The sequence below is a fragment of the Paenibacillus sp. FSL E2-0151 genome (assembly GCF_037993015.1).
Taxonomy (GTDB): Bacteria; Bacillota; Bacilli; order Paenibacillales; family Paenibacillaceae; genus Paenibacillus; species Paenibacillus amylolyticus.
Window position 1 is genome coordinate 6,041,025 of record NZ_CP150308.1, and the last position, 19,564, is coordinate 6,060,588.

Annotated in this window: 18 protein-coding genes; 6 read left to right on the forward strand and 12 right to left on the reverse strand. The window is 45.4% G+C overall.

What is annotated here, in order from left to right; all coding sequences use genetic code 11:
- Nucleotides 1-118: 118 nt before the first annotated feature.
- The 4 genes from MHI55_RS26970 to MHI55_RS26985 all read left to right on the forward strand — a co-directional run bounded on the left by MHI55_RS26970 (nucleotide 119) and on the right by MHI55_RS26985 (nucleotide 3,457).
- Complete coding sequence (locus MHI55_RS26970; RefSeq protein ID WP_036606839.1) at nucleotides 119-895, forward strand: ABC-2 family transporter protein; 777 nt, start codon at nucleotides 119-121, stop codon at nucleotides 893-895.
- On the forward strand, nucleotides 892-1,692 hold the full coding sequence (locus MHI55_RS26975; protein ID WP_036668086.1) for an ABC-2 family transporter protein: 801 nt from the start codon (nucleotides 892-894) through the stop codon (nucleotides 1,690-1,692). Before MHI55_RS26970 ends, MHI55_RS26975 begins: the two co-directional genes overlap by 4 nt.
- A gap of 22 nt (nucleotides 1,693-1,714) precedes the next feature.
- Complete coding sequence (locus MHI55_RS26980; protein WP_340390653.1) at nucleotides 1,715-2,683, forward strand: ATP-binding cassette domain-containing protein; 969 nt, start codon at nucleotides 1,715-1,717, stop codon at nucleotides 2,681-2,683.
- Between the two features lie 96 nt (nucleotides 2,684-2,779).
- On the forward strand, nucleotides 2,780-3,457 hold the full coding sequence (locus MHI55_RS26985) for a succinylglutamate desuccinylase/aspartoacylase family protein (protein ID WP_339191334.1): 678 nt from the start codon (nucleotides 2,780-2,782) through the stop codon (nucleotides 3,455-3,457).
- A gap of 87 nt (nucleotides 3,458-3,544) precedes the next feature.
- Here the strand turns inward: MHI55_RS26985 and MHI55_RS26990 are convergent, their stop codons facing one another.
- The 11 genes from MHI55_RS26990 to MHI55_RS27040 all read right to left on the reverse strand — a co-directional run bounded on the left by MHI55_RS26990 (nucleotide 3,545) and on the right by MHI55_RS27040 (nucleotide 15,511).
- Nucleotides 3,545-4,600, reverse strand: coding sequence for a serine hydrolase domain-containing protein (locus MHI55_RS26990; protein WP_340387636.1), 1,056 nt, complete (start codon nucleotides 4,598-4,600; stop codon nucleotides 3,545-3,547).
- Between the two features lie 166 nt (nucleotides 4,601-4,766).
- On the reverse strand, nucleotides 4,767-5,168 hold the full coding sequence (locus MHI55_RS26995) for a MerR family transcriptional regulator (protein WP_036606833.1): 402 nt from the start codon (nucleotides 5,166-5,168) through the stop codon (nucleotides 4,767-4,769).
- 25 nt (nucleotides 5,169-5,193) lie between these two features.
- The gene (locus tag MHI55_RS27000; RefSeq protein ID WP_340387638.1) at nucleotides 5,194-6,678 is read right to left on the reverse strand and encodes a prolyl oligopeptidase family serine peptidase; all 1,485 of its coding nucleotides are present in this window, start codon (nucleotides 6,676-6,678) and stop codon (nucleotides 5,194-5,196) included.
- 84 nt (nucleotides 6,679-6,762) lie between these two features.
- A complete protein-coding gene (locus tag MHI55_RS27005; RefSeq protein ID WP_083684894.1) occupies nucleotides 6,763-8,325 on the reverse strand; it encodes a glycoside hydrolase family 32 protein in 1,563 nt (520 codons plus the stop codon).
- A gap of 42 nt (nucleotides 8,326-8,367) precedes the next feature.
- Entirely contained in the window at nucleotides 8,368-9,195 is an 828-nt protein-coding gene (locus tag MHI55_RS27010; RefSeq protein ID WP_036607075.1) for a carbohydrate ABC transporter permease, read from the reverse strand.
- On the reverse strand, nucleotides 9,195-10,079 hold the full coding sequence (locus MHI55_RS27015; RefSeq protein WP_036606829.1) for a sugar ABC transporter permease: 885 nt from the start codon (nucleotides 10,077-10,079) through the stop codon (nucleotides 9,195-9,197). The genes MHI55_RS27010 and MHI55_RS27015 overlap by 1 nt, the downstream gene beginning before the upstream one ends.
- Nucleotides 10,080-10,226: 147 nt before the next feature.
- Complete coding sequence (locus MHI55_RS27020) at nucleotides 10,227-11,552, reverse strand: ABC transporter substrate-binding protein (RefSeq protein ID WP_083684891.1); 1,326 nt, start codon at nucleotides 11,550-11,552, stop codon at nucleotides 10,227-10,229.
- A gap of 161 nt (nucleotides 11,553-11,713) precedes the next feature.
- Entirely contained in the window at nucleotides 11,714-12,694 is a 981-nt protein-coding gene (locus MHI55_RS27025; protein WP_076253542.1) for a LacI family DNA-binding transcriptional regulator, read from the reverse strand.
- 92 nt (nucleotides 12,695-12,786) lie between these two features.
- On the reverse strand, nucleotides 12,787-13,230 hold the full coding sequence (locus MHI55_RS27030) for a FixH family protein (protein WP_076253541.1): 444 nt from the start codon (nucleotides 13,228-13,230) through the stop codon (nucleotides 12,787-12,789).
- A gap of 19 nt (nucleotides 13,231-13,249) precedes the next feature.
- A complete protein-coding gene (locus MHI55_RS27035) occupies nucleotides 13,250-13,699 on the reverse strand; it encodes a disulfide oxidoreductase (RefSeq protein ID WP_047841622.1) in 450 nt (149 codons plus the stop codon).
- Between the two features lie 189 nt (nucleotides 13,700-13,888).
- Nucleotides 13,889-15,511: a copper amine oxidase N-terminal domain-containing protein gene (locus MHI55_RS27040; RefSeq protein ID WP_340387640.1), complete on the reverse strand. Its 1,623-nt coding sequence runs from the start codon at nucleotides 15,509-15,511 to the stop codon at nucleotides 13,889-13,891.
- Nucleotides 15,512-15,841: 330 nt separating this feature from the next.
- On the opposite strand from MHI55_RS27040, the gene MHI55_RS27045 reads away from it, so the two are divergent.
- Both MHI55_RS27045 and MHI55_RS27050 read left to right on the forward strand, forming a co-directional pair.
- Nucleotides 15,842-16,048 (forward strand): hypothetical protein, encoded by a 207-nt coding sequence (locus MHI55_RS27045; RefSeq protein WP_017692174.1) that lies wholly within the window; start codon nucleotides 15,842-15,844, stop codon nucleotides 16,046-16,048.
- A 201-nt stretch (nucleotides 16,049-16,249) separates the two neighbouring features.
- On the forward strand, nucleotides 16,250-17,359 hold the full coding sequence (locus MHI55_RS27050; protein WP_340387641.1) for a hypothetical protein: 1,110 nt from the start codon (nucleotides 16,250-16,252) through the stop codon (nucleotides 17,357-17,359).
- A gap of 74 nt (nucleotides 17,360-17,433) precedes the next feature.
- On the opposite strand, the gene MHI55_RS27055 is transcribed toward MHI55_RS27050, so the two are convergent.
- On the reverse strand, nucleotides 17,434-19,392 hold the full coding sequence (locus MHI55_RS27055) for a hypothetical protein (protein ID WP_340387644.1): 1,959 nt from the start codon (nucleotides 19,390-19,392) through the stop codon (nucleotides 17,434-17,436).
- Nucleotides 19,393-19,564 lie beyond the last annotated feature (172 nt).

Sequence of the window (19,564 nt, forward strand, 5' to 3'; positions counted from 1 at the left end):
AGCTAAAAAAATGTCTTGCCTGTGAAGGAATAAATTGGTATGCTGTTGTCCTTCTCTCTTTTTCGCCTTGACTGAAGTGAACGGAAACGCCGTTCAATCCACTTATCGGAGGTGTCACATGCTTTATTTCACTCTGGCTTCCAAAGCCTACTCCCGGAATCTGCAATACCGCGGGGCACACATGGTACATAACTTGGCAAGCGCCATGTTTGGTTACATGTATGCCTGCCTCTGGATCGGCATCGGGGCCGACCATACTCTCGGAGAATATGGGACACAGGGAATGATCAGTTATATTGCGTTCACGCAATCCTCTCTCTGGATCTCGGGTTTTCTCACGAACGGATTGGGTATTCCCTTATCCGTCAGGACAGGGCAGATCGCACTGGATCTGATGAGGCCTGTTCATCTGTTCACCCACCTGATGGCACGCGAATGGGGGCAGATTGCCTACCAGTTCGTGTACAAAAGTATTCCGATCTACCTGCTCTTCTCCATTGTCTTTTCCCTGCATTGGCCCTCAGACGTTTCAACACTATTCTATGCCGCACTTGGTCTTGCCGGCGCCGCATACTTATCCATCTGTATGAACTACATCATTGGTGCCACGTCGATGTGGACCACGGAGTCCTCTTGGCTTCACTGGGGCAATCACGCGATGATGAATCTGCTGGCTGGTTTTTTCATTCCGCTGGAATGGCTACCGAACTGGCTTGAACAACTTGCCTGGATATCACCCTACCCTTTCCTGCTCTATGTACCTACCCGAATCTATCTTGGTTTCGAAGATGGCTCCTTGTTATGGGGAACCTTGCTTTGGTGTGTCTTTATGACGTTGATCTGTCTTGCGATTACCCAAGTGTTACGTCGTAAAGTGGAGGTACAAGGCGGATGAAGCGAACTTCCTGGTTCAATTTATATAAAATGCTCATTCGAACAAGCATCCGCAGTCGGATGCAATACAAGTTCAATTTCATCATGGCGTCCGTACTGGCCGCTTTAATTCAGATCTCCGAGTTTCTGATGGTTGCTCTCGTGCTGCACAAATTCGGAGCAATTAAAGGCTGGTCCCTCCATGAGATCGGTTATCTCTTTGCCATCATGACGTTATCCAAAACACTGTATCGAACGTTCGGAAACGAAGTTCATCATCTGGAAAAATATCTGGTTAATGGTGAGCTTGATCAACTGTTAACTCGTCCCATGCCCGTATTGCTGGCACTGTTGCCGCAAAATTTCCGCATCATGGCTGGAGAAGTCCTGCAAGGCGGGTTCATTCTCTGCTGGTCAGTGGCAGGCATGATGCATAGCGGACAGATTGGCTGGGTAGCCATTCCCTTCTCCCTGCTCATTATTCTGACGGGCGCAGTCATTCTCTTTTCCATAGGACTTGCTACCGCCACACTCGGATTCTGGACCACACGTATCGAGGAATTACAGACGATCACTGAGGATGCAGCACGAACGGCTGCCCAATATCCGCTAACGTTATATCCCAAATGGATGTCTGGCATTCTGTTAACGGTGATTCCGGTAGGATTCGTCAACTACATTCCGTCACTTTACCTGTTACGGGGTGAAGGAGGAGCGTGGATTCTTGTTGCTGTTGCGGCAGTTGCCGTACTGAGTTTGGCTGCAAGTCTGCGTTTCTGGCAATTCGGCATGACCAAATATCAAAGTACAGGTAGCTAAGGAGGCGTAACGAATCATGAACATGATCACAGCACGGCATCTGCAAAAGGAATTCAAAACTCCTGTTATTCGCGAAGGACGTTTCTCAGGTCTACGTACGTTATTTTCACGTGAGTATGTGTCCAAGGAAGCGGTACGCGATATCAGTTTTGATATCGGCCCAGGGGAATTTGTGGGTTACATCGGTCCGAACGGGGCTGGCAAGTCTACCACGATCAAAATGCTGACAGGTATCCTGCACCCAACCTCGGGTGAGGTAAAGCTTGACGGTATGAACCCGCATCAGGACAGGCGCAGGACCGTTGGTCGACTAGGCGTTGTGTTTGGACAGCGCAGTCAGCTCTGGTGGGATCTGCCTGTGAAAGATTCATATGATATTCTGGCTGAGATGTACGACGTTCGTGCCGAGGATAAAAAGAAACGACTGTCCCAGTTCGCCGAGCTGCTGGACCTTGAATCGTTCTGGACCACGCCTGTCCGCAAGCTCTCGCTTGGACAACGCATGCGTGCCGATCTCGCAGCTTCCATGCTGCATGATCCCGAACTGCTTTTTCTCGATGAACCAACGATCGGACTGGATGTGAATGCAAAGCGGAACATTCGTCAATTTCTACGTACATTAAATGAATCGTTTGGCAAAACGATTTTGCTTACCACACATGACATGGACGACATTGAGCAGTTATGCAGCCGGGTCATGGTGATTAACCAGGGTCAACTGACCTATGACGGTACGATTTCGTCACTTCGCGAAACCATCGGACTACCTACGCTGATTCGGGTAACATTCCGAGGAGCGTTTCATATCCCGGATGTTATATCGTCCGCGATACATATTACAGGAGTGGAAGGGCAAATTGTCACCGTCGAAGTGAACCGGAAGGAATGGAGCACAATGGACATTCTGAAACAATTGGAGCACTGGGGTGAGATTGAAGATGTAGAGATGAAAGAACCTGATTTTGAAGATATCATTCATCGAGTGTATTAGTCGGCCCATTTTGTGAGGAAATAGGATGAAGGCCTGTTCTTACGCCGTTACATGAAAGAGGGACATGGCGTACTGTAATAACGGAGGTGAAGCGTCATGCTTGTGACCAAACATGTCCTTCTAGCATCCACCGTACACGCTACTCCCTACTTCATTGTACGTGGCATGATGCCGGGACCCGTGATGTTCATTACATCCGGGGTTCACGGGAATGAAACGGCGAGTATGGCCGCTGCGCAAAAACTCGCAGATGATATTGCGACAGGTCGTCACGCCATTCAGCGAGGGCTGTTAATTATCGTGCCACGCGTGAACCAGCAAGCCTACGCTAAGAAAATCAGAGGCAAGCCAGATCTGAATCGTACGTTTCCACGTCGTATGTCAGGCAAGGCCAAGCATCCGCTCGCTGCGGCAGTTTTTCAGCTGGCGCGTGAACATCGGGCCGACTGGTGGCTTGATCTGCATGAAGCTAACGGCCTGTCACAGCTTAGTTCACGGGTGCTTGGACAAACGTTGATCACTAATCCCGGCAGTGGGACGATTCCAGCTTGCAGAAGAGTTATCGAACGGATGAATCGGTCGATTGCCATTCATGATCGTCATTTTAACCTCAAGCAGCATGAATTGCCGGGATCTGCCCGTACAGCGGCTTCAAGACTATTACAAGCCCGTTCCGTCACAGTGGAGACCTGTTGGAGTCTGAAACGCTCGACCCGTATCAAGTATCAGACGAAGATTGTGCACCATTTTCTGCGTGAAGCGGGTATGTCATGATCAAGACTATTAAGATAGAACGAAAAAAAACCTCCAACAGAGAGCGCCGAAGTACATCCTCAGGTGATCTCTATTGGAGGTTTTTTTTTATCTCTGCATCATGGCTTCCAGTATTTTATTACCCACGGAATCCAGCGGCATGAGTGGATAAAGGTCTTTTTTAGTTATAAACTTGAATATCGCATCCAGATACTCATCCACAATTGAGGCTGATCCAAAACAATAATTGGACAATAATACGATGCCTATACCCTGTTCCTTGTTTAAGGCTAAATAACTGCTAAAACCAAATGTCCCCCCGTTATGCCAGAGAATATTCTGATCTAAGAGCTTATCCTTATGCCATCCTAAATATAAGTCCGAATCTCCAATCATTATAGGAACATGACTTTTTTGTATTGCAGAGGCTACCGGATGATCATCATTAAGGTTGGCCTGAACAAATAAACTCATATCGTGAACAGATGACTTGATCGCCCCAGCCCCTGCATGTACACTAAGATCCCAGTGAGGCATCTTTTTCCCCGTTGACGTATGTCCATCTACAAATCTGCCATTCTGTTCTGCATTCAGCATAGCTGCTGTCTCCGTCATGTTTAATGGACCTGTGATATATTTTTTCAGCAGATCGTCATATGTACTGCCTGATACTTTACATAGGATATAGCCCAGTAAGCCCACGCCGGTATTGGAATACTCAAATGAACCCATCTGATCCGCAAAGTCAGCATCCGATAAAAAAGCAAGTAAATCATCCTCCGTATAATTTGAATACGGATTGTATCGATTTTTCTTCGAGGACAGGTTTGTGGCCACTCCGGGTAATCCAGAGGTATGCGTAGCAAGACTTTTTAAGGTAACCTTATTCAAATAATCGTTTTTGCCATTGTGTATGTACTTGCCAACCGTGTCATCAGTGGAAAGCTGCTGTTGACGTTCCAATTCTAACAGAAGGATCGATGTAAAAACTTTGCTTACAGAGCCGATTTCGAACAATCTGTGTTCGGGAGAAGCCACGCTCTTCTTTTTGGGATTGCCCAATGAATGATATTCGATATCTCCCTTTGTAATAACGCCAATCTCAAGATGCAGATGTTTCTTTCCTTTGATGTAATCGGATACAAAACCTTGCAAATCCCTCATAGAAAATGTTACTCCTTTTGTGGTGTGAGTTTCATTATTGAAATTATTGAAATCACGTTAAACACCATTATGTATTGGCAAACTACACTATGTATTCTTTCTAAATCTCCGATTCCCTGCTCGTTAGTCAACTCCTGTTTTCTGCTAAACAGGAAAAGAGCCGCGATTACGGCTCTTTCTTTTGCACCCTGAACGATTGAATATAATTGTCGATATCGTCCTCCGGTGTATGCAACAGTCGTGCCAGATTAATCTGCAGCTGTTCCAGATGGTCAATATGCTTCTGAATGTCAGTGATGCGTTCGCGTACAAGGGTTTTTAACGTTTCCTTTTCCATGTCTTCCTGACTGAGTAACTGTAACGTATCCTGTATTTCCTTTAGAGAGTAACCCAGCGACTGGGCATCCTTAATAAATTTAATCTTCACCAAATAATCCTCAGTATACACCCGGTATCCGTTGGAGGAACGACCGGGAGCGGGCAGAATCCCGCTGTCCTCATAATAACGGAGGGTTGCCATACTTACACCGGTACGCTTAGCCAGCTCTCCTCTTGTCATGGTTTCCATAGATACCCTCCATCCTTCTGCTGGGTTATTCCGCTTTTTGGTGACGTAGCTTGGTATACTTGGTATCATAAGTGGCCTCAGGGAATTTAGATGAAGGGCCTTGCAACAACGGCTGCTCCTCCCCCTTCAAATAATGATCAAAGAAGGCCAGCGTATAGGATCTGGTAATATCCACATTATGTTCTGGCGTCATACCTCTGGCAAACATTTTTGGTGAAATTAACGAAATATCCGTAAAGCTTTGATGAAATAAATTCTCCACTGTCAGATAATAGGTATCATTAAGACTGTTTGACATCACCCGATCCAAATCAGGCTCAAACTCGGGATAAAATACTTTATCCTTGGCAGTGGCGTCCGGGTCCAGACTTTTGGCTGTCCCACCCGACATGATATACATAAACGGCTGTTTCAAGGCTGTTGTGGATACTTTACCCCAGAAACCGCCTTCCAAACTAAGTCCTGCTTTGAAACGGTCATCCTGAGCCAGCGCTTCCGCCGTGGTTGCACCGCCGTAGGAGTGACCAAAGATACCGACAGAATCCAGATCAAGCTTGCCTTCGAGCAATTGATTCGGATCATATGAATTCCACTGTGTGAGAGTGTCCAGTACAAAGCTTGCATCCTCTGCACGAATACCTATACCTTTTATATTATATTGATATAGTTCTTTGGAGGTTGGGAAGTCAGGGTCCGGCTGATAAGAAGCGACATCGCCATCCGAGAATGTAACTTGTGCAGATGTATACGGATGGTCGATACCAACCACAATGTAGCCGTTGCTCACAAGTTCCTCAATCGCGGTCATACTTTGAAAGCGAGTAGAACGTATCCCTGGTGAAAACAGTAAAACAGGATACTTGCTCTGTGCGGCAGATACCTCGGCACCTTTAACAACATGCGTCGGAATCGTGTCAAGGTAACTGAATACCACTGGTGGAATACCAAATACCAGGCTGATCGCCTCTCCCAATTCGGCAGGATAATGCTCTAGCGGCAATCCTTTGGCTGTTTCCTGATCTACAGGATACCAGACATTGATCATGAGTTCCCGCTTGTCGCCCGGTTCAACCGATTTCGTTTCTTCCCGGGAATCATCCGTTAACTGCTGCGAAAAGGTTCCTATGGCAAATGAACCCGTCGATTCGGGCATCGTGAATGCAGGGAATAACGACGTCAACACCATTGTACCTGCACTAAGAGCCAGCACCAGAATGGATGCCAGAATGATTTTGAACCACGATCGACGTTTCTGTTTCTGTTTCTGTGTATTCTGAATATTGCGCCGTGACTTCCATAATTGAACGGACAATACAATCAGTAAAACAAAGGCCACGATATAGGTAGGCAGCAACTGCAAACGAAAATGATCCATTCCCCCATGCAAAAGGATAGCCAGTGCCAGTGCCGACAACGTACCGCCCCCCACTACCCGATGTTTGGGAGCCACCCAAATAACCACTGCGCTAATAACTGTCACGATTACCAAAATCCATTCTAAAATTCTCATTATTCAGCCTCCAATATTTCTTGATAAAAAAAGAATAAACCTTGAAGTATACTTCAAGGTCAAGGCTGTATTTTAGAAAAGATTTTATCGACGAATTCGTAAATCCCATTTCCGAAGTTCGGTCAACGTGCACGTTCCGGACGAGAAAGCCTTAATACCTGTTGAGTTCGGCCCAGGATAGATCCGTCCTGTCATCACTTGCTCCCCCTGCTGAATGAACACCTCAATGGAGCTGACATCCATAAAGATATGAAGTTCCAGTTTCCCGTCAAGCAGTTCCACTGTTGCAGCTCGTTCTCCGCCCGGCCCTTGTCCGGCCTGCTCGCGATTCAAGCATAAACGACGCTGCTCTACATCATAGGAAATCACGGTTTCTTCATCCTCACCCGTGCGCAGCTTTAACCCAAAGTGTTGTGCCTGTTCCGCTTCGAATACAGCATACAGTTCGTAACGGTCTCCACTGATTCCAAGATCAAAATCATGTTCATCACCATTTAAATGTATACCATACTGCTCGGTGCCTTCCGACCTGTACTGTATAAGTTCGGAAAGAGGCTGGAATATCAATCGTTCTCCCCTACGAATCAATTGTCTTGGCAACGTCATCGCTCCAGCCCAGGCATGGGACTGTTGTGTCGGGATTTCCGTTTCCCACGTATCCATCCAAGCCACCATGATTCGTCGTCCCTGTGCATCCTCCATCGTCTGAGGTGCGTAAAAGTCGAAGCCACAGTCCAACGGAACGTACTGCTCGTACTTCAACACACCCTGGTCTTCATCCAGCGTTCCCATCATATAAACGGTCGAATGCAAGTTGCGATAGTTATCTCCCTGAGCAGGCATGCGTTGCGGAGACATGATCAGAATATCTCGGCCATCCAGTGTGAACAGATCGGGACATTCCCAATTGTCGCCAAGCGTCCCGTCACTCTGGGCCATAATGTTGACATAACTCCAATCCAGCAAGTCCGTTGAGCGGTATAACAGAATGACACCTTTGCCCGCAGCATCATTCGATCCAAGGACGCAATAGTACACACTGTTTCGTTCAAACACTTTCGGATCACGGAAGTCCTTCGTACTCGTATGCTCCGGAATCTGATCCAGCCGAATGACCGGATTCATCGTGCTTTTGACAAAATCAATCCCATTGTCCGAGACAGCGATATTCTGTGTCTGCAAGTAATCGTTATCCTTGTCAGGTCCAGTCACGACATGTCCCGTGTACATCAGCACCAACTTGCCATCCTGCACGATTGCACTTCCGGAGAAACAGCCTCCACTGTCGTAGCTCTGATCGGGCGCCAGTGCAACAGGCAGGTAAGACCACGTAACCAAATCACGGCTCACCGCATGGCCCCAGTGCATCGGCCCCCATACCGGTTCATAGGGATAATGCTGATAGAACAAATGATACATCCCACCGAAGTATATGAAGCCGTTGGGATCATTCATCCAGCCCACCTCTGGCATCAAATGATAGGCCATTCGATAGGTTGGATCAACCTGATGTCGATGCGCCTTGATATATGCGTTGGCCCGGGCGAGTGTATACCTCTCCTTTGTTTGAGCCGAAGAACTCGTCAGTCCAAGGTCTGTCTCTTGCCTTGTGTCTATTTCCTGCTTCTCGTGTCGTTCCTGGTTCATATGTCCTTCACTCCTGTCTCTCTCTATATCACCCGACTGAACTTATTTGATTGCCCCTTGCATGACCCCCTGAATAATGTACTTCTGCGCAAACAGATAAACGATCAGGACAGGTAGCAGGGTCAACACCAGACCAGCCATCAATGGACCGTAATCCACTGTATATGTCCCATAAAAATAAAACGTGGACAACGGCAGCGTACGCTGCTCGGATGAAGTCAGTACTAGAGAAGGCAGCAAAAAATCATTCCATATCCACAATACATTCAGCACGCTAATCGTTACGGTTGTTGGCAGTAACACTGGCAGTACGATACGGAAAAAGGTCTGCACTCTGCCGCAGCCATCCATTAGAGCCGCTTCTTCAAGCTCCAGGGGAATACTTTTGATAAAGCCATGGTAGATAAATACGGCGAGCGGACTGCCAAAGCCAATATACATGTAGATCAGCGACCACTTGTTATCCAGCAGGCTGAGCGAGCCGTATATTTTAACCAATGGAATCATAATGGCCTGGAACGGAATAATCATCGCAGCTACCATCAGGAAAAAGAGATACTGATTCACCTTGCTTTTGTGACGAACAAAGTAATGGGCTGTCATCGCCGCAAAAAGAGCAATCAGTAATACACCTGCAATGGTAATGAGCAACGAATTGCTGAATGCGGATACATATCCCATTTTGTCAAACGCATTGACGTAATTATCGAATTGAAAGGAGCTTGGCAAGCCCAGCGGATCGGAGGTAATTGCCTGGTTAGCCTTGAACGAATTGACGATTAGAAGCACAAACGGAAATACAAACAAAATCATCACAATGATTAATGCAATAAACTTCATCCAGTTGAGAATGCGCGATTGTCCAGCCATCATGCCTCGACCTCCAGTTTTTTGCTGAAATAGACCTGGAGCAATGTAATGGCGGCTACAAGGATAAACAGAACAAAGGCTTCTGCCTGACCCAATCCGTAGTCACGAGCAAGAAAGGCCTGCTCATAAACATGCATGGATACCATCTCTGTGCTCTTGAAGGGCCCGCCACTGGTCAAAGAGACGTTCAGATCATACACCATGAATCCCCGTTGCAGTGACAAAAAGATGCATACAATAAACGAAGGAACCATCAGTGGCAATACAATGCGCGCCAGCATTTTGCGATTACTTGCCCCATCAATACTGGCTGCCTCCATAACATCCTTCGGCACATTCATCAGTCCTGCAATGTAGATAACCATCATATAACCGGCATACTGCCAAACGGTCACCACAACGAGAGCCCAGAACGCTTTATCCGGATCAGCTAACCAAGAGGTGGAGAACAGCGTGAGATTCATTTTTTGTCCTGCAAAGACGAGTACCTGATTAAAAATAAACTGCCAGATGAAACCAAGCACGATTCCACCCACCAGATTTGGCAGGAAAAATCCAGCCCGAAACCAGCCCTGTGCCTTCATTCCCCGAGTTACAACGTAAGCGAGCAGGAAGGCAACCGCATTGGTCAGCACAACGGTAATAAATACGTACTCCAGCGTCATCCCAAATGATTTCCAGAACACGGTGTCCTTGAACACACCGATGTAATTATCCCAGCCAACAAAGTTTTGATCGATGGCAATGCCATCCCAGTTCGTAAACGTCAAATAAATACCATACAAAAATGGAATAATCATCACCGTAGCAAACGCAAATAATGTCGGGCCAGTAAAGATCAGGCGGGTGCGCAGACGTGTCCATAATCCTTTTTCGGTCAGCATTGTCAACCTCCACTCTATCCAAATGATTAGCCTGGCGGTTATACCGGAAACAAGTCGAACAGACCTCGTGTGGAAGCTGTATGTTCACCATCTCCGGCGTACCGCAAGTCTCTCTCTATGTGCTGCACAGGGCTATGATTAATTCCTTTATTTCACGTTGCTCCAGTATGCCTGAATTTCACTGGCAAGTCCGGCACGGTCAATGACGTCAGCCAAATATTTCTGCATGGATGCACCCAGTTTGGACCAGTGATCCGCAGGAAGTGTGCTCATTGATTCCTCGATTTTGCCTGCCTTGATGTATTCACTAATGGATTTGCCAAGTGGATCGGTTGGCTCCAATGTAATGTTGCTGAATGCCGGAATAATACTGGCTTGATTCACCAGGAAATCCTGACCTTTTTCGTTATAAACGATCCAGTCCAAAAATTTCTTCGCTGCTTCCTGCTGCGCTGGTGTGCTCTTTTCCTTATCCAGCAATATTCGTTTGGATACGGCAGCAGAGATTTGCGTATTACCGAAATCATCTGGATTATTGCTCACAGGTACCGGGAGGAAGCCATATTTTCCATCTGCTGTATCAAAGCTTGAAATTTGTGGCCATGCCCAGTTGCCCTGGAACCAGATACCTACCTCACCCTTGCCAAGCACTTCAGGTCCACGCTCATAGGTTCCGGACAGTGGAGAAGCCTTGTCAATATTGTAGGTTTTCATCAGATCAAATGTATCTAACAAGCCATTAAACACGGCATTGGAAGCAAGGTCCACTTGACCTGCCTTCAGATCAGTAATGAATTGATCCACCTTCGCACGGTCTGAAGACTGCCCACCATATGCAAGCCCCAGATAATGCGCACCAAGCGACCAATCCATCGGAGATACAATCAAAGGTGATTTTCCAGTAGCAGCGATCTTTTGGAACAACTCATCAAGCTGTGCAGTGGTCTGTACAGACTTTGGATCGAATGTCCCACCTACCGCCTGATCCAAGACATTCTGGTTATAGATGAATCCATATCCTTCAATAGAGAACGGGAAGGCATAATTTTTGCCATCAAACGTTGTAGCCGCTGTGCTATTCTCCACAGCATCCTTCATCCAAGACTCGGATGTGAGGTCCAGAACACGATCTTTGAATTTCTCGACATCCCCTGTATCCAGCATCATCATCGTTGTAGGGCTGCCAGAGGCATACAAAGCAGACGCTTTTTCAAACGGAGACTGTCCACTGCCTACAGGTACAATTTCAAGTGTTATATTTGGATTTTCGGCATGAAAGTCTTTAGCCGCTTGTTCCAACTGACTGTTAATTTCCGACTTTGAATTAAGCAAGGTGATTTTGACACTCTCACTGTTGCTACCCTCTGAGGAGGAGTTGGACTCCGTCGCTGCTTTACCTCCACATGCCGACAATACAAGCATCATAATCAATGACAATACCGATAATTTCATCCATCTCTGTTCTCTTTTCATCTTGTTATGGCCCCCGATCAATAGTTTAAAAGGAAACGCTTACAAATCGAATTATAATGTCAAAGGTTTGACATGTCAATCGTTTGACATACCATTCAAAAAAAATTTCTACGACTTCATTTTTCCGTTGCAAAAGGACGAATATGAAAAAACGACCTGTATCAGGTCGTCTCTCTCTCCACGATGGTAACCGGCAAAATATGCTCCATTCCGATCTTCTCTTCCGCGAGTTGGCGCCGAATCAGATCAATCGCCAGCTTAGCCATGGCCTCCACCGGCTGCCTGATCGTTGTTATGCCAGGCATCGTATACGCTGCCGCACGACTGTCATCATAACCTATAATAGCGATATCGTCGGGTACCTTGCGCCCACCTAACACGATCTGCTTCAGCGCATGCACCGCCATCAGATCACTCGTTACAAAGAGACCGTCCACCTCCGGGTGCTGTACAAGCAGCTTATCCACCAATTCTGTATACTGATGCTGATCAAACACATTCAGATCGGTTTCATGAATCATGACCGGTTTGACTCCATGAGCCTGCAAGGTATCAACGAAACCTGTCGTCCGGCGATTGGACAGCATTTGCAATTCCAAATTACCGCAGATATGTGCCAAATGTCGTCTGTTCTTCGAGAGCAGCAATTCAGCAGCCATAACCCCTCCCTGATAGTTATCAGATGAGATAAACGGGATGTCTTCACCGATCTTACGATCAAAGGTCACGATTGGGGAATGCAGATTCATATACTCATCAACTTCCAGTGTATGACTTCCCATAATAATGCCATCCACGCGATTACCCTTAAGCATTTCCACATATTCACGCTCTTTGGAAGGGTCCATGTGGGAATTGCATAACATAATTTTAAATCCATTCTGGTAAGCATGATACTCAACATAGCTAGCCAGTTCTCCAAAAAACGGATGGGATACATCGGGAATAATCAAGCCTATTACATTTGATTGCTTACGCAGAAGAGAACGGGCAATTTCATTGGGTCGATAGTTCAGTTCGTCCATGGTTTGATACACTTTGTCCCGAGTCTTCTGACTGATATATCCCCGGTTGTTTAATACACGCGAGACGGTAGTTACAGAAACTCCTGCCCTGAGTGCAACATCATGAATAGTTGCCATAACAGCCTCTTTTCCTACAACATTCTTCATACCTTTAACATTATAAACCTATTGCTAAACCTGAACCAAAGCCTTGGTACCCGCCTGCTGCTTCATTCCGCTACAATTCTCGCTCTCGGCATGCTATGCATAGCTCCGTGCGTAACATGGACCTGTACCACATACGTACCTGGTTCTTCAAAGGTATGCTGGATTTCATACTGCCCTTCCTCTGCCTCCTTGGCAGTTATAGCCCCCTGATTCTCCAGTTCGTCCGCTGTCATCATACCTTGCTCCGGAGATACAGAAGGCGGATCATCAAGCTCATTCCAGATCTGAAATTGCACATGGTCAGCATGACTTAACGGTGCATCTCCCTGTGTAAGCTTCACCTGCAACCGTGTTGGTTCATGAAGAGAAGCTTTCTCTGGAACGTCAAGTTTCACTTTGATCATCTCCGGCATCTCGCCCGATTGTGACTGTTCTTCATAAGAGCATCCCACCGTCAGGAGGAGCAGAATAACGAAGGGCATGAACCAACGAGCTTGTCCGCTCATCACCATCTATCCTTTCTTATTAAGAAGATTTTGGTGTTTTGCCGATACCCCATAGCATCACGATGATGATAATAAAGGCGATCAGTGCCAGTAATGGAATCGTGATGAAACCAAACCAGTTCAAATAGTCGGTATAACATGGAACCTTACCGCACGCGACGGCATTACCTGTAGCCGAAAAAATACGCTGGATCGTTACATGATACAACGAAATGCCACCACCGACGAAACTAAGTGGGAGTACGTATTTGGTGATACCCACGTCATCCTTAAAGTAGGCAATGCCCAGCAAAATCGTTAGTGGATACATGAATATGCGCTGGTACCAGCACAGATCACATGGAAGAAAGCCCTTGATCTCACTGAAATAGAGACTCCCCCCTGTTGCGATAACGGAAACGGCCCAAGCGACAAATAACCGGGTATCCACATTTCTCGCTGGGCGCTCCGATTTTGATGATGTACTCATTCCTCTGTCCCCCTCTTCATTTTGCTTATACCAAATTATCATACATCATTCTAGACTCCATCGGCTATTCAAGCTGTTATGTAGGTCATTACTCGATGATTATACCAAATATTTGAACTTTTGGGTGAATACAAAAAAGCTGCCGTATGGGGCAGCTCTTTTTGTTTGATTCGAATATAAAACGTTGGATTACATCGATTTAGTCAGCGTAATGGAACCATCTTTTTGTGCCCATTTCACGTCCCAGTTCAGAAGTTCAGCAATGAAGCGCAGAGGTACTTGTGTACGTCCATCTTTGTTTACAAATACAGTTGAACCCACATTTTTCTTCACGCCGTTTACTTCCATAACGTTGTTGTTCACCCAGAATTCAAGGATATCATCGCCAGCCATTACCGTTACTTGTTGTGCTTTTTTGTCCCATTTCACCGTTGCACCAATACCTTCACTCAGGAAACGCAGAGGAATGTATGTTGTGTTTTTCCAAAGCACTGGTGTTGTGTCCATGTTGGTTGTTTTATCGTTAATTTTCAACATTTTGCTGTTCAGTTGCATCCATACCGTTGTCATATCTGGTGCTGGTGTTGCTGGCTCTTGGAATTTGTCGTTGAATTGAGTCACGATGGCATTACCCAGGGCTTGGCCTACACCAAACATCACTTTGAAGCCTTCACGATTTGTTGTGTAAGAAGCATCATAGTTACCTGCTGCATATTGATTCAATACGTTTTGTACTTGATTTTCATGTGTTGTCAGTGCTTGTTGTCCTGCTGCTTTTGGCAGATTGCCAGCTGTTGCCGAATCCAGGAATGTAGCGAACTCTGTTGTGAATCCGTCAATCCGTTTCTCTACTGCTGCACGAGCCGCAGCATCTTTGTTTTTAACAGCTTTTACATAATCGCTTTGTGCGTTAACGTGGTTCGTTACCCAAATTTTCTCGAAAGCATTGGCACCATCATTACCGTAAACGGAAGCAATTGCTGCTTTGAAGTCAGCTGTGTTTCCAGCTTCAGTTGTAATCAGTGCGTTGGAAGCGGCTGTACGTCCATCAAATTGCTCTTGCATTTGCAGAGCCGAAAGCGCAAAGTGTTCGGAAGCCAAGTGGTTGAGTGCAGATCTCAGATCAGCTGCTTTTGTATCCGCTTTGGTATTTTCGAATTTCTCAGGCATTTGTGTCGTAATTGCTGTGGAGAGAGCCTTACTTACTTCGAACATTTCCTTGAAACCTTCACGGTAAGCCTTGTATGCATCAGCGTAATCTCCAGCTACATACTCATCAAATACTTTTTGCACGAGATCTTCATGTACTTTCAGCGCCTGTTTGGCTGCTGCTTTTGGCAACTTGCCTTCGGTAGCTGTGCTCAGGAATGTGGAGAACTCATCCACGAAACCGTTGATGTTTGCTTGTGCTTGTTTGATTCCAGCCTGGTTGCCCATTTTGGTTGCTTTCACCAGATCATCTGTGTATTTGTTATGAGCGCGGAAGATGCGTTCGAATTCTTTTGCACCTGCGTCACCGTATAGGGAAGCGATTGCTGGTTGCATATCCAGTGCATTCTGGTCGAGTGCTTTGTAGGCTGCATCTGCATCTTTTGCTCCGTCATAGGCTTTCGCCATTGCCGTTACGGCGAGTGCAAAGTGCTCGGACAACAGGTGGTCCAGGTTTGCTCTCAGGTCAGCCGCAGGTGTGTTCACGGATGCTTTCATCATGGTCATTGGTGTCTGTGGTGCGGCAGCTGCTCCAGCGATCCCCGGCATCAACAGTGTCAAGCTAAGTACAGGTGCGATAAACTTCTTCATTTTCATTTTCATTACGTGTTCACTCCTCGATTATGTTGTGTGTATAATTTCTTTCCTCGTCGTCGTCTTCATAGGGTGTAACGCAGGGTTCTCTATTCTGGATCACTCTGTGGGTAAAAAAAATTCGCAACCTTCAGTGAAGAAAGCTGCGAACGCCTGTTGTATCAAGGTTTTTTTGAATTAAAAAAATATAAAATTGTAGTGATCTTTCCGATCCAAGACCACATACATACTGTAATATAGATACTTCATTTTCCTTTATTTCTCAACTAAAGCTTACATCAAAGGTTATCCTGAAGTACAATAAGGACATATCATATTATTCGCGAAGGAGGTCCATTCATGACCTGGTTGCCTTATGTTTTAATTGTGGGTATCGCCTTGTTTGGAGGTATTGCTACCATGATCATCGGTAATTCCAAAGCCAATCAGACCAGCAACCCCGAATATGACCGCCGCACAAAGCAAAACCTAAGCAAACTTTCCTATGTATATGTTGGTGCGATTGTACTTGGTTTTGGCGGACTAATCCTCTATCTTTTTAACTAAAATGTTTCGATTCGGCAAAGAATACGTTCAAACACACCAAGCAGCTTCAGTTTTCGTTCTACATTCTCCGTAATAGATACACATGTTTACAAGTTGGAGATAATTCAGAATTATTCTGGATATGTTCGGGGTTTAATATAAAGCCATAAGGGACAGCGAGCCCATTAAACAAAAATAAACCCCAACTTGAAGGAGAGATATATGATGAAAAAAAACATGAAGAAATCCGTAGCAACGATGATGGTACTGGGCATGACATTAACAGGAGCAACGGGTGTATTTGCCGGAACACAACTGGAGAAAATCTCCGCATACCTTAACCATGGAATCAGCTTTAATGTCGATGGCGCGGCTTACTCACCAACGGATGGCAATGGCAACAAACTTGCTCCAATTACTTATAACAACTCTACTTATCTGCCCGTACGAGCGCTTGCCGATGCACTGCATGTACCCGTATCCTATGACGGCAAAAAAGGACAGGTCATTATCGGCCAAGCAACAAGCAATCCATCAGCTTTGACAAATGTAACGTATAGCGCAGCACAAAAAGAGGCGATTCAAAAAGCTTTTGCACAATTCGATGGGTTCGAGACCGCTTATGCCCCTCAGCAGATGATCGCAGGTGACACGTTCAAAAGTGTAGGTGCGGGTGGCGACGGCGTCAGTTTTGTTTTCAACCATATGAAAGTGGATGTGTCTCCAAGAGATTATTCGGACGGTTATACGAGCAAAGACGTGAAACTGTCCAATGGTGTTATTGCCAAATGGTACACACCAGATCAAACGGGCATGCTCACATTCCAACTGGATGATCGCTACGTTACCCTTAGCTCCCCGGATCATAAGCTGAGCCAAGCTCAGTTGCAACAAGTCGCTGTCTCTGTTCAAAAAGCCAACAGCAACAATGATCAAGGGATCACTGCATTCGCAGATGTGAACTATAGCAAACAACAATTGGATAACATTCGCAAAGCATTTGCGAAGTTTGACGGGTTCACAACAGCCTATGCCCCACAACATATGGTTGCTGGAGATACGTTCAAAAGCGTAGGTGCGGGTGGTGATGGTGTAAACTTTGTTTTTAATCGTATGAATGTAACGGTATCCCCTAAAGATTACTCGTTCAGCTATGATGGCAAAACGGTAAAACTGCCTAATGGCGTATCAGCCAAATGGTATACACCAGACCAAACGGATATGCTCACATTCAAGCTGGACGATCGTTATGTAACACTCAGCTCACCGAATAACCAATTGACTCACACTCAACTGGAGCAAATGGCGGTATCTGTACAAAAAGTGAAATAAACAAAAATAAACACACATCATTTCGGTCCCGCTCCATGAGCTGGGGCTGATTTGATGTGTGTTTTTTTGAATCTTTAGAATTTATTTTTATCAAATGGTTCTGGAAGCTTTAAGGAGTACACCATCGTTGATTTTCCTTCTTTCACGGGAACAATCACGTTAAGCACACCATCTTGTAACATGTTTTCTGGAATCTTGGCTGTGCTAAATCCCCACTTCCTCTCAGGTATGTCCGTTAAAGATACTTTCCCGAGCACCGAAGTGTAGTCTGGATTGATGAACAGCAACTCTGTAATTGAATCTTTAGAGGAGGAAATGGTCAATGTTCGATCAAAATTAAGCACCACACCATCAATTCGGTCTGGCACAGCTGATTCCATCGGCCTTGTATTTACCGGATCTAATTGGTAACTCTCCCCTACCCGATCCATCCATCGTGCTCTTGCATGAAAAGGAAGAATTTTGGAATCCATGGCTAGATCAGTTCCCTTTTCTTCATCGCTCATGCTTAATTGTTTGTTGTAACCAGTTGCTTTTGTTTCCGACACTTTGAGCCCCAAGTCCTTACTCCACTGACCTAAAGGAATAAAGGTCTGATTGTATAGCGTCAACAATTGTTTTGAAGGTTGATTCACACTGGAAGAACGCTGACCACGAGTGAAGGTGAGCCGATCCTTCCTGAGATTATATTGAATATGAAATGCTTTAGTGAATTCTTCTAAAGGAACATAATGCTGACCTTCCATATAGAAGGTGGGCTGCCCTTTATACTCCAATACACCCTGATCAGACTTAATAGCTACAGGTTCCATCGGGAAAAACACATTAGAGAACTGAAAAGAATTCCAATATTTTTTCCAGTCACTGTACGTACCATAATTCAATTTAAGATGTTTATTTTCTGAAATAACATATAAGGATGGCGGGTAAGAGCCTGGATTGGAAAAATACTGTTCAATAATATACTCATCCTCAGTAATCCACTGGATACTTTCGGTACGAGCGCGATAAGGAGAATCATAGGAACGAATCCGCTTAAGGGTCTTCAAATCATAGACTTGTACCTTGGACGACTCCATTTTACTATCCAGACCGTTCTCTGTGACCAGAACCAATGTTTTTCTTTCGGGTGAGATAAATGATTGCACATAGCCCACTCGCTCTTTAATCAGTGTAGTTTTTTTGCCATTTTTGGTTACAACCACAGTCCAGTCTGATTTCCGATCCCTCGTGTTGCCTTGAGAAACATTTAGATGAACATCTGCACTTACCTGAAAAGCTTTAGTAGACAAGCCCGTCTTCTGGTCGGGCTTCATCCACAAGTCGCTTACTTTGGCCTTCTTCCCCTTTATACCGCCATATTCAAGATAGTGACAATCTAAAGTATCTGTGCAATAAACCCCAAAATTACGGGTTTGTGGAATCGGTGATACCACATATTTGGTATCTGTAAAATCCCTTTCCAGCAAAAGCTTTCCGCGAGTGTATACTTTTTTTCCTGTGACCATGGAATAGTAGTTGGATTTAGGTACGTTTTTCTCATAGATCGTATAATATATTCCGATTTGAGGTTCCAAGTGGATACGGTTTTCGCCCTCATGGACCTTGCGAAGTGTGTTCGAGCTATAGTCATACTCGTACAAAACGTAATAATGCTGCTTATCATCCGTGGCATAATAAGTTATGTATCCTTTTAACCCTGCTGGTGTGTCACTAACGATAGGATCATACTGATGGGAAGTTGTCGTCAGACCGGTATGTATTCTAGGGAGAATAGCTGGATCGGTAAAATGGTACTCATTTTCTTTGAGTTCACCAGTATCAAAACTCGTTCGAAGCGTAGTCACGGTCACCTCCGTGCCTCTGATTGCAAAACGAATGTTATGTTGCACCCGATCTGTGGATGAAATGGATCGCTCTGCGTTCTGAGCCGTTTGAGTTATTGAAGTGGACGCTGAGACTGTGAATTGCGACATGCTGAGTATAAAAATTGAAACTAAACTGACGATGAGCCATTTGGATACTCTGGACATACTTAACTCCTTCTCTGTGTAATGGATTTGGTTGAGACTCGTTAAGTATAGAACTTTTGATCTAAATATTCATTACTTTTTCTTCCATCTTCTGGCCCTAATGGAACATTCCAAAGGACAGCGACAGATCTATTCATTTATCTGTCAACTGCCCTTTAGAATTCACTAAATC

Excerpts from the sequence above, each read along its gene's own strand:
- MHI55_RS26980 (WP_340390653.1), top strand. The coding sequence starts at position 1,715 with ATGATCACAGCACGGCATCTGCAAAAGGAATTCAAAACTCCTGTTATT.
- MHI55_RS27045 (WP_017692174.1), top strand. The coding sequence starts at position 15,842 with ATGACCTGGTTGCCTTATGTTTTAATTGTGGGTATCGCCTTGTTTGGA.
- MHI55_RS26995 (WP_036606833.1), bottom strand. The coding sequence starts at position 5,168 with ATGGAAACCATGACAAGAGGAGAGCTGGCTAAGCGTACCGGTGTAAGT.
- MHI55_RS27010 (WP_036607075.1), bottom strand. The coding sequence starts at position 9,195 with ATGGCTGGACAATCGCGCATTCTCAACTGGATGAAGTTTATTGCATTA.
- MHI55_RS27030 (WP_076253541.1), bottom strand. The coding sequence starts at position 13,230 with ATGAGCGGACAAGCTCGTTGGTTCATGCCCTTCGTTATTCTGCTCCTC.
- MHI55_RS26985 (WP_339191334.1), top strand. The coding sequence starts at position 2,780 with ATGCTTGTGACCAAACATGTCCTTCTAGCATCCACCGTACACGCTACT.
- MHI55_RS27050 (WP_340387641.1), top strand. The coding sequence starts at position 16,250 with ATGATGAAAAAAAACATGAAGAAATCCGTAGCAACGATGATGGTACTG.
- MHI55_RS27025 (WP_076253542.1), bottom strand. The coding sequence starts at position 12,694 with ATGGCAACTATTCATGATGTTGCACTCAGGGCAGGAGTTTCTGTAACT.
- MHI55_RS26990 (WP_340387636.1), bottom strand. The coding sequence starts at position 4,600 with ATGAGGGATTTGCAAGGTTTTGTATCCGATTACATCAAAGGAAAGAAA.
- MHI55_RS27015 (WP_036606829.1), bottom strand. The coding sequence starts at position 10,079 with ATGCTGACCGAAAAAGGATTATGGACACGTCTGCGCACCCGCCTGATC.
- MHI55_RS27020 (WP_083684891.1), bottom strand. The coding sequence starts at position 11,552 with ATGAAAAGAGAACAGAGATGGATGAAATTATCGGTATTGTCATTGATT.
- MHI55_RS26975 (WP_036668086.1), top strand. The coding sequence starts at position 892 with ATGAAGCGAACTTCCTGGTTCAATTTATATAAAATGCTCATTCGAACA.
- MHI55_RS27055 (WP_340387644.1), bottom strand. The coding sequence starts at position 19,392 with ATGTCCAGAGTATCCAAATGGCTCATCGTCAGTTTAGTTTCAATTTTT.
- MHI55_RS27040 (WP_340387640.1), bottom strand. The coding sequence starts at position 15,511 with ATGAAAATGAAAATGAAGAAGTTTATCGCACCTGTACTTAGCTTGACA.
- MHI55_RS26970 (WP_036606839.1), top strand. The coding sequence starts at position 119 with ATGCTTTATTTCACTCTGGCTTCCAAAGCCTACTCCCGGAATCTGCAA.
- MHI55_RS27000 (WP_340387638.1), bottom strand. The coding sequence starts at position 6,678 with ATGAGAATTTTAGAATGGATTTTGGTAATCGTGACAGTTATTAGCGCA.
- MHI55_RS27035 (WP_047841622.1), bottom strand. The coding sequence starts at position 13,699 with ATGAGTACATCATCAAAATCGGAGCGCCCAGCGAGAAATGTGGATACC.
- MHI55_RS27005 (WP_083684894.1), bottom strand. The coding sequence starts at position 8,325 with ATGAACCAGGAACGACACGAGAAGCAGGAAATAGACACAAGGCAAGAG.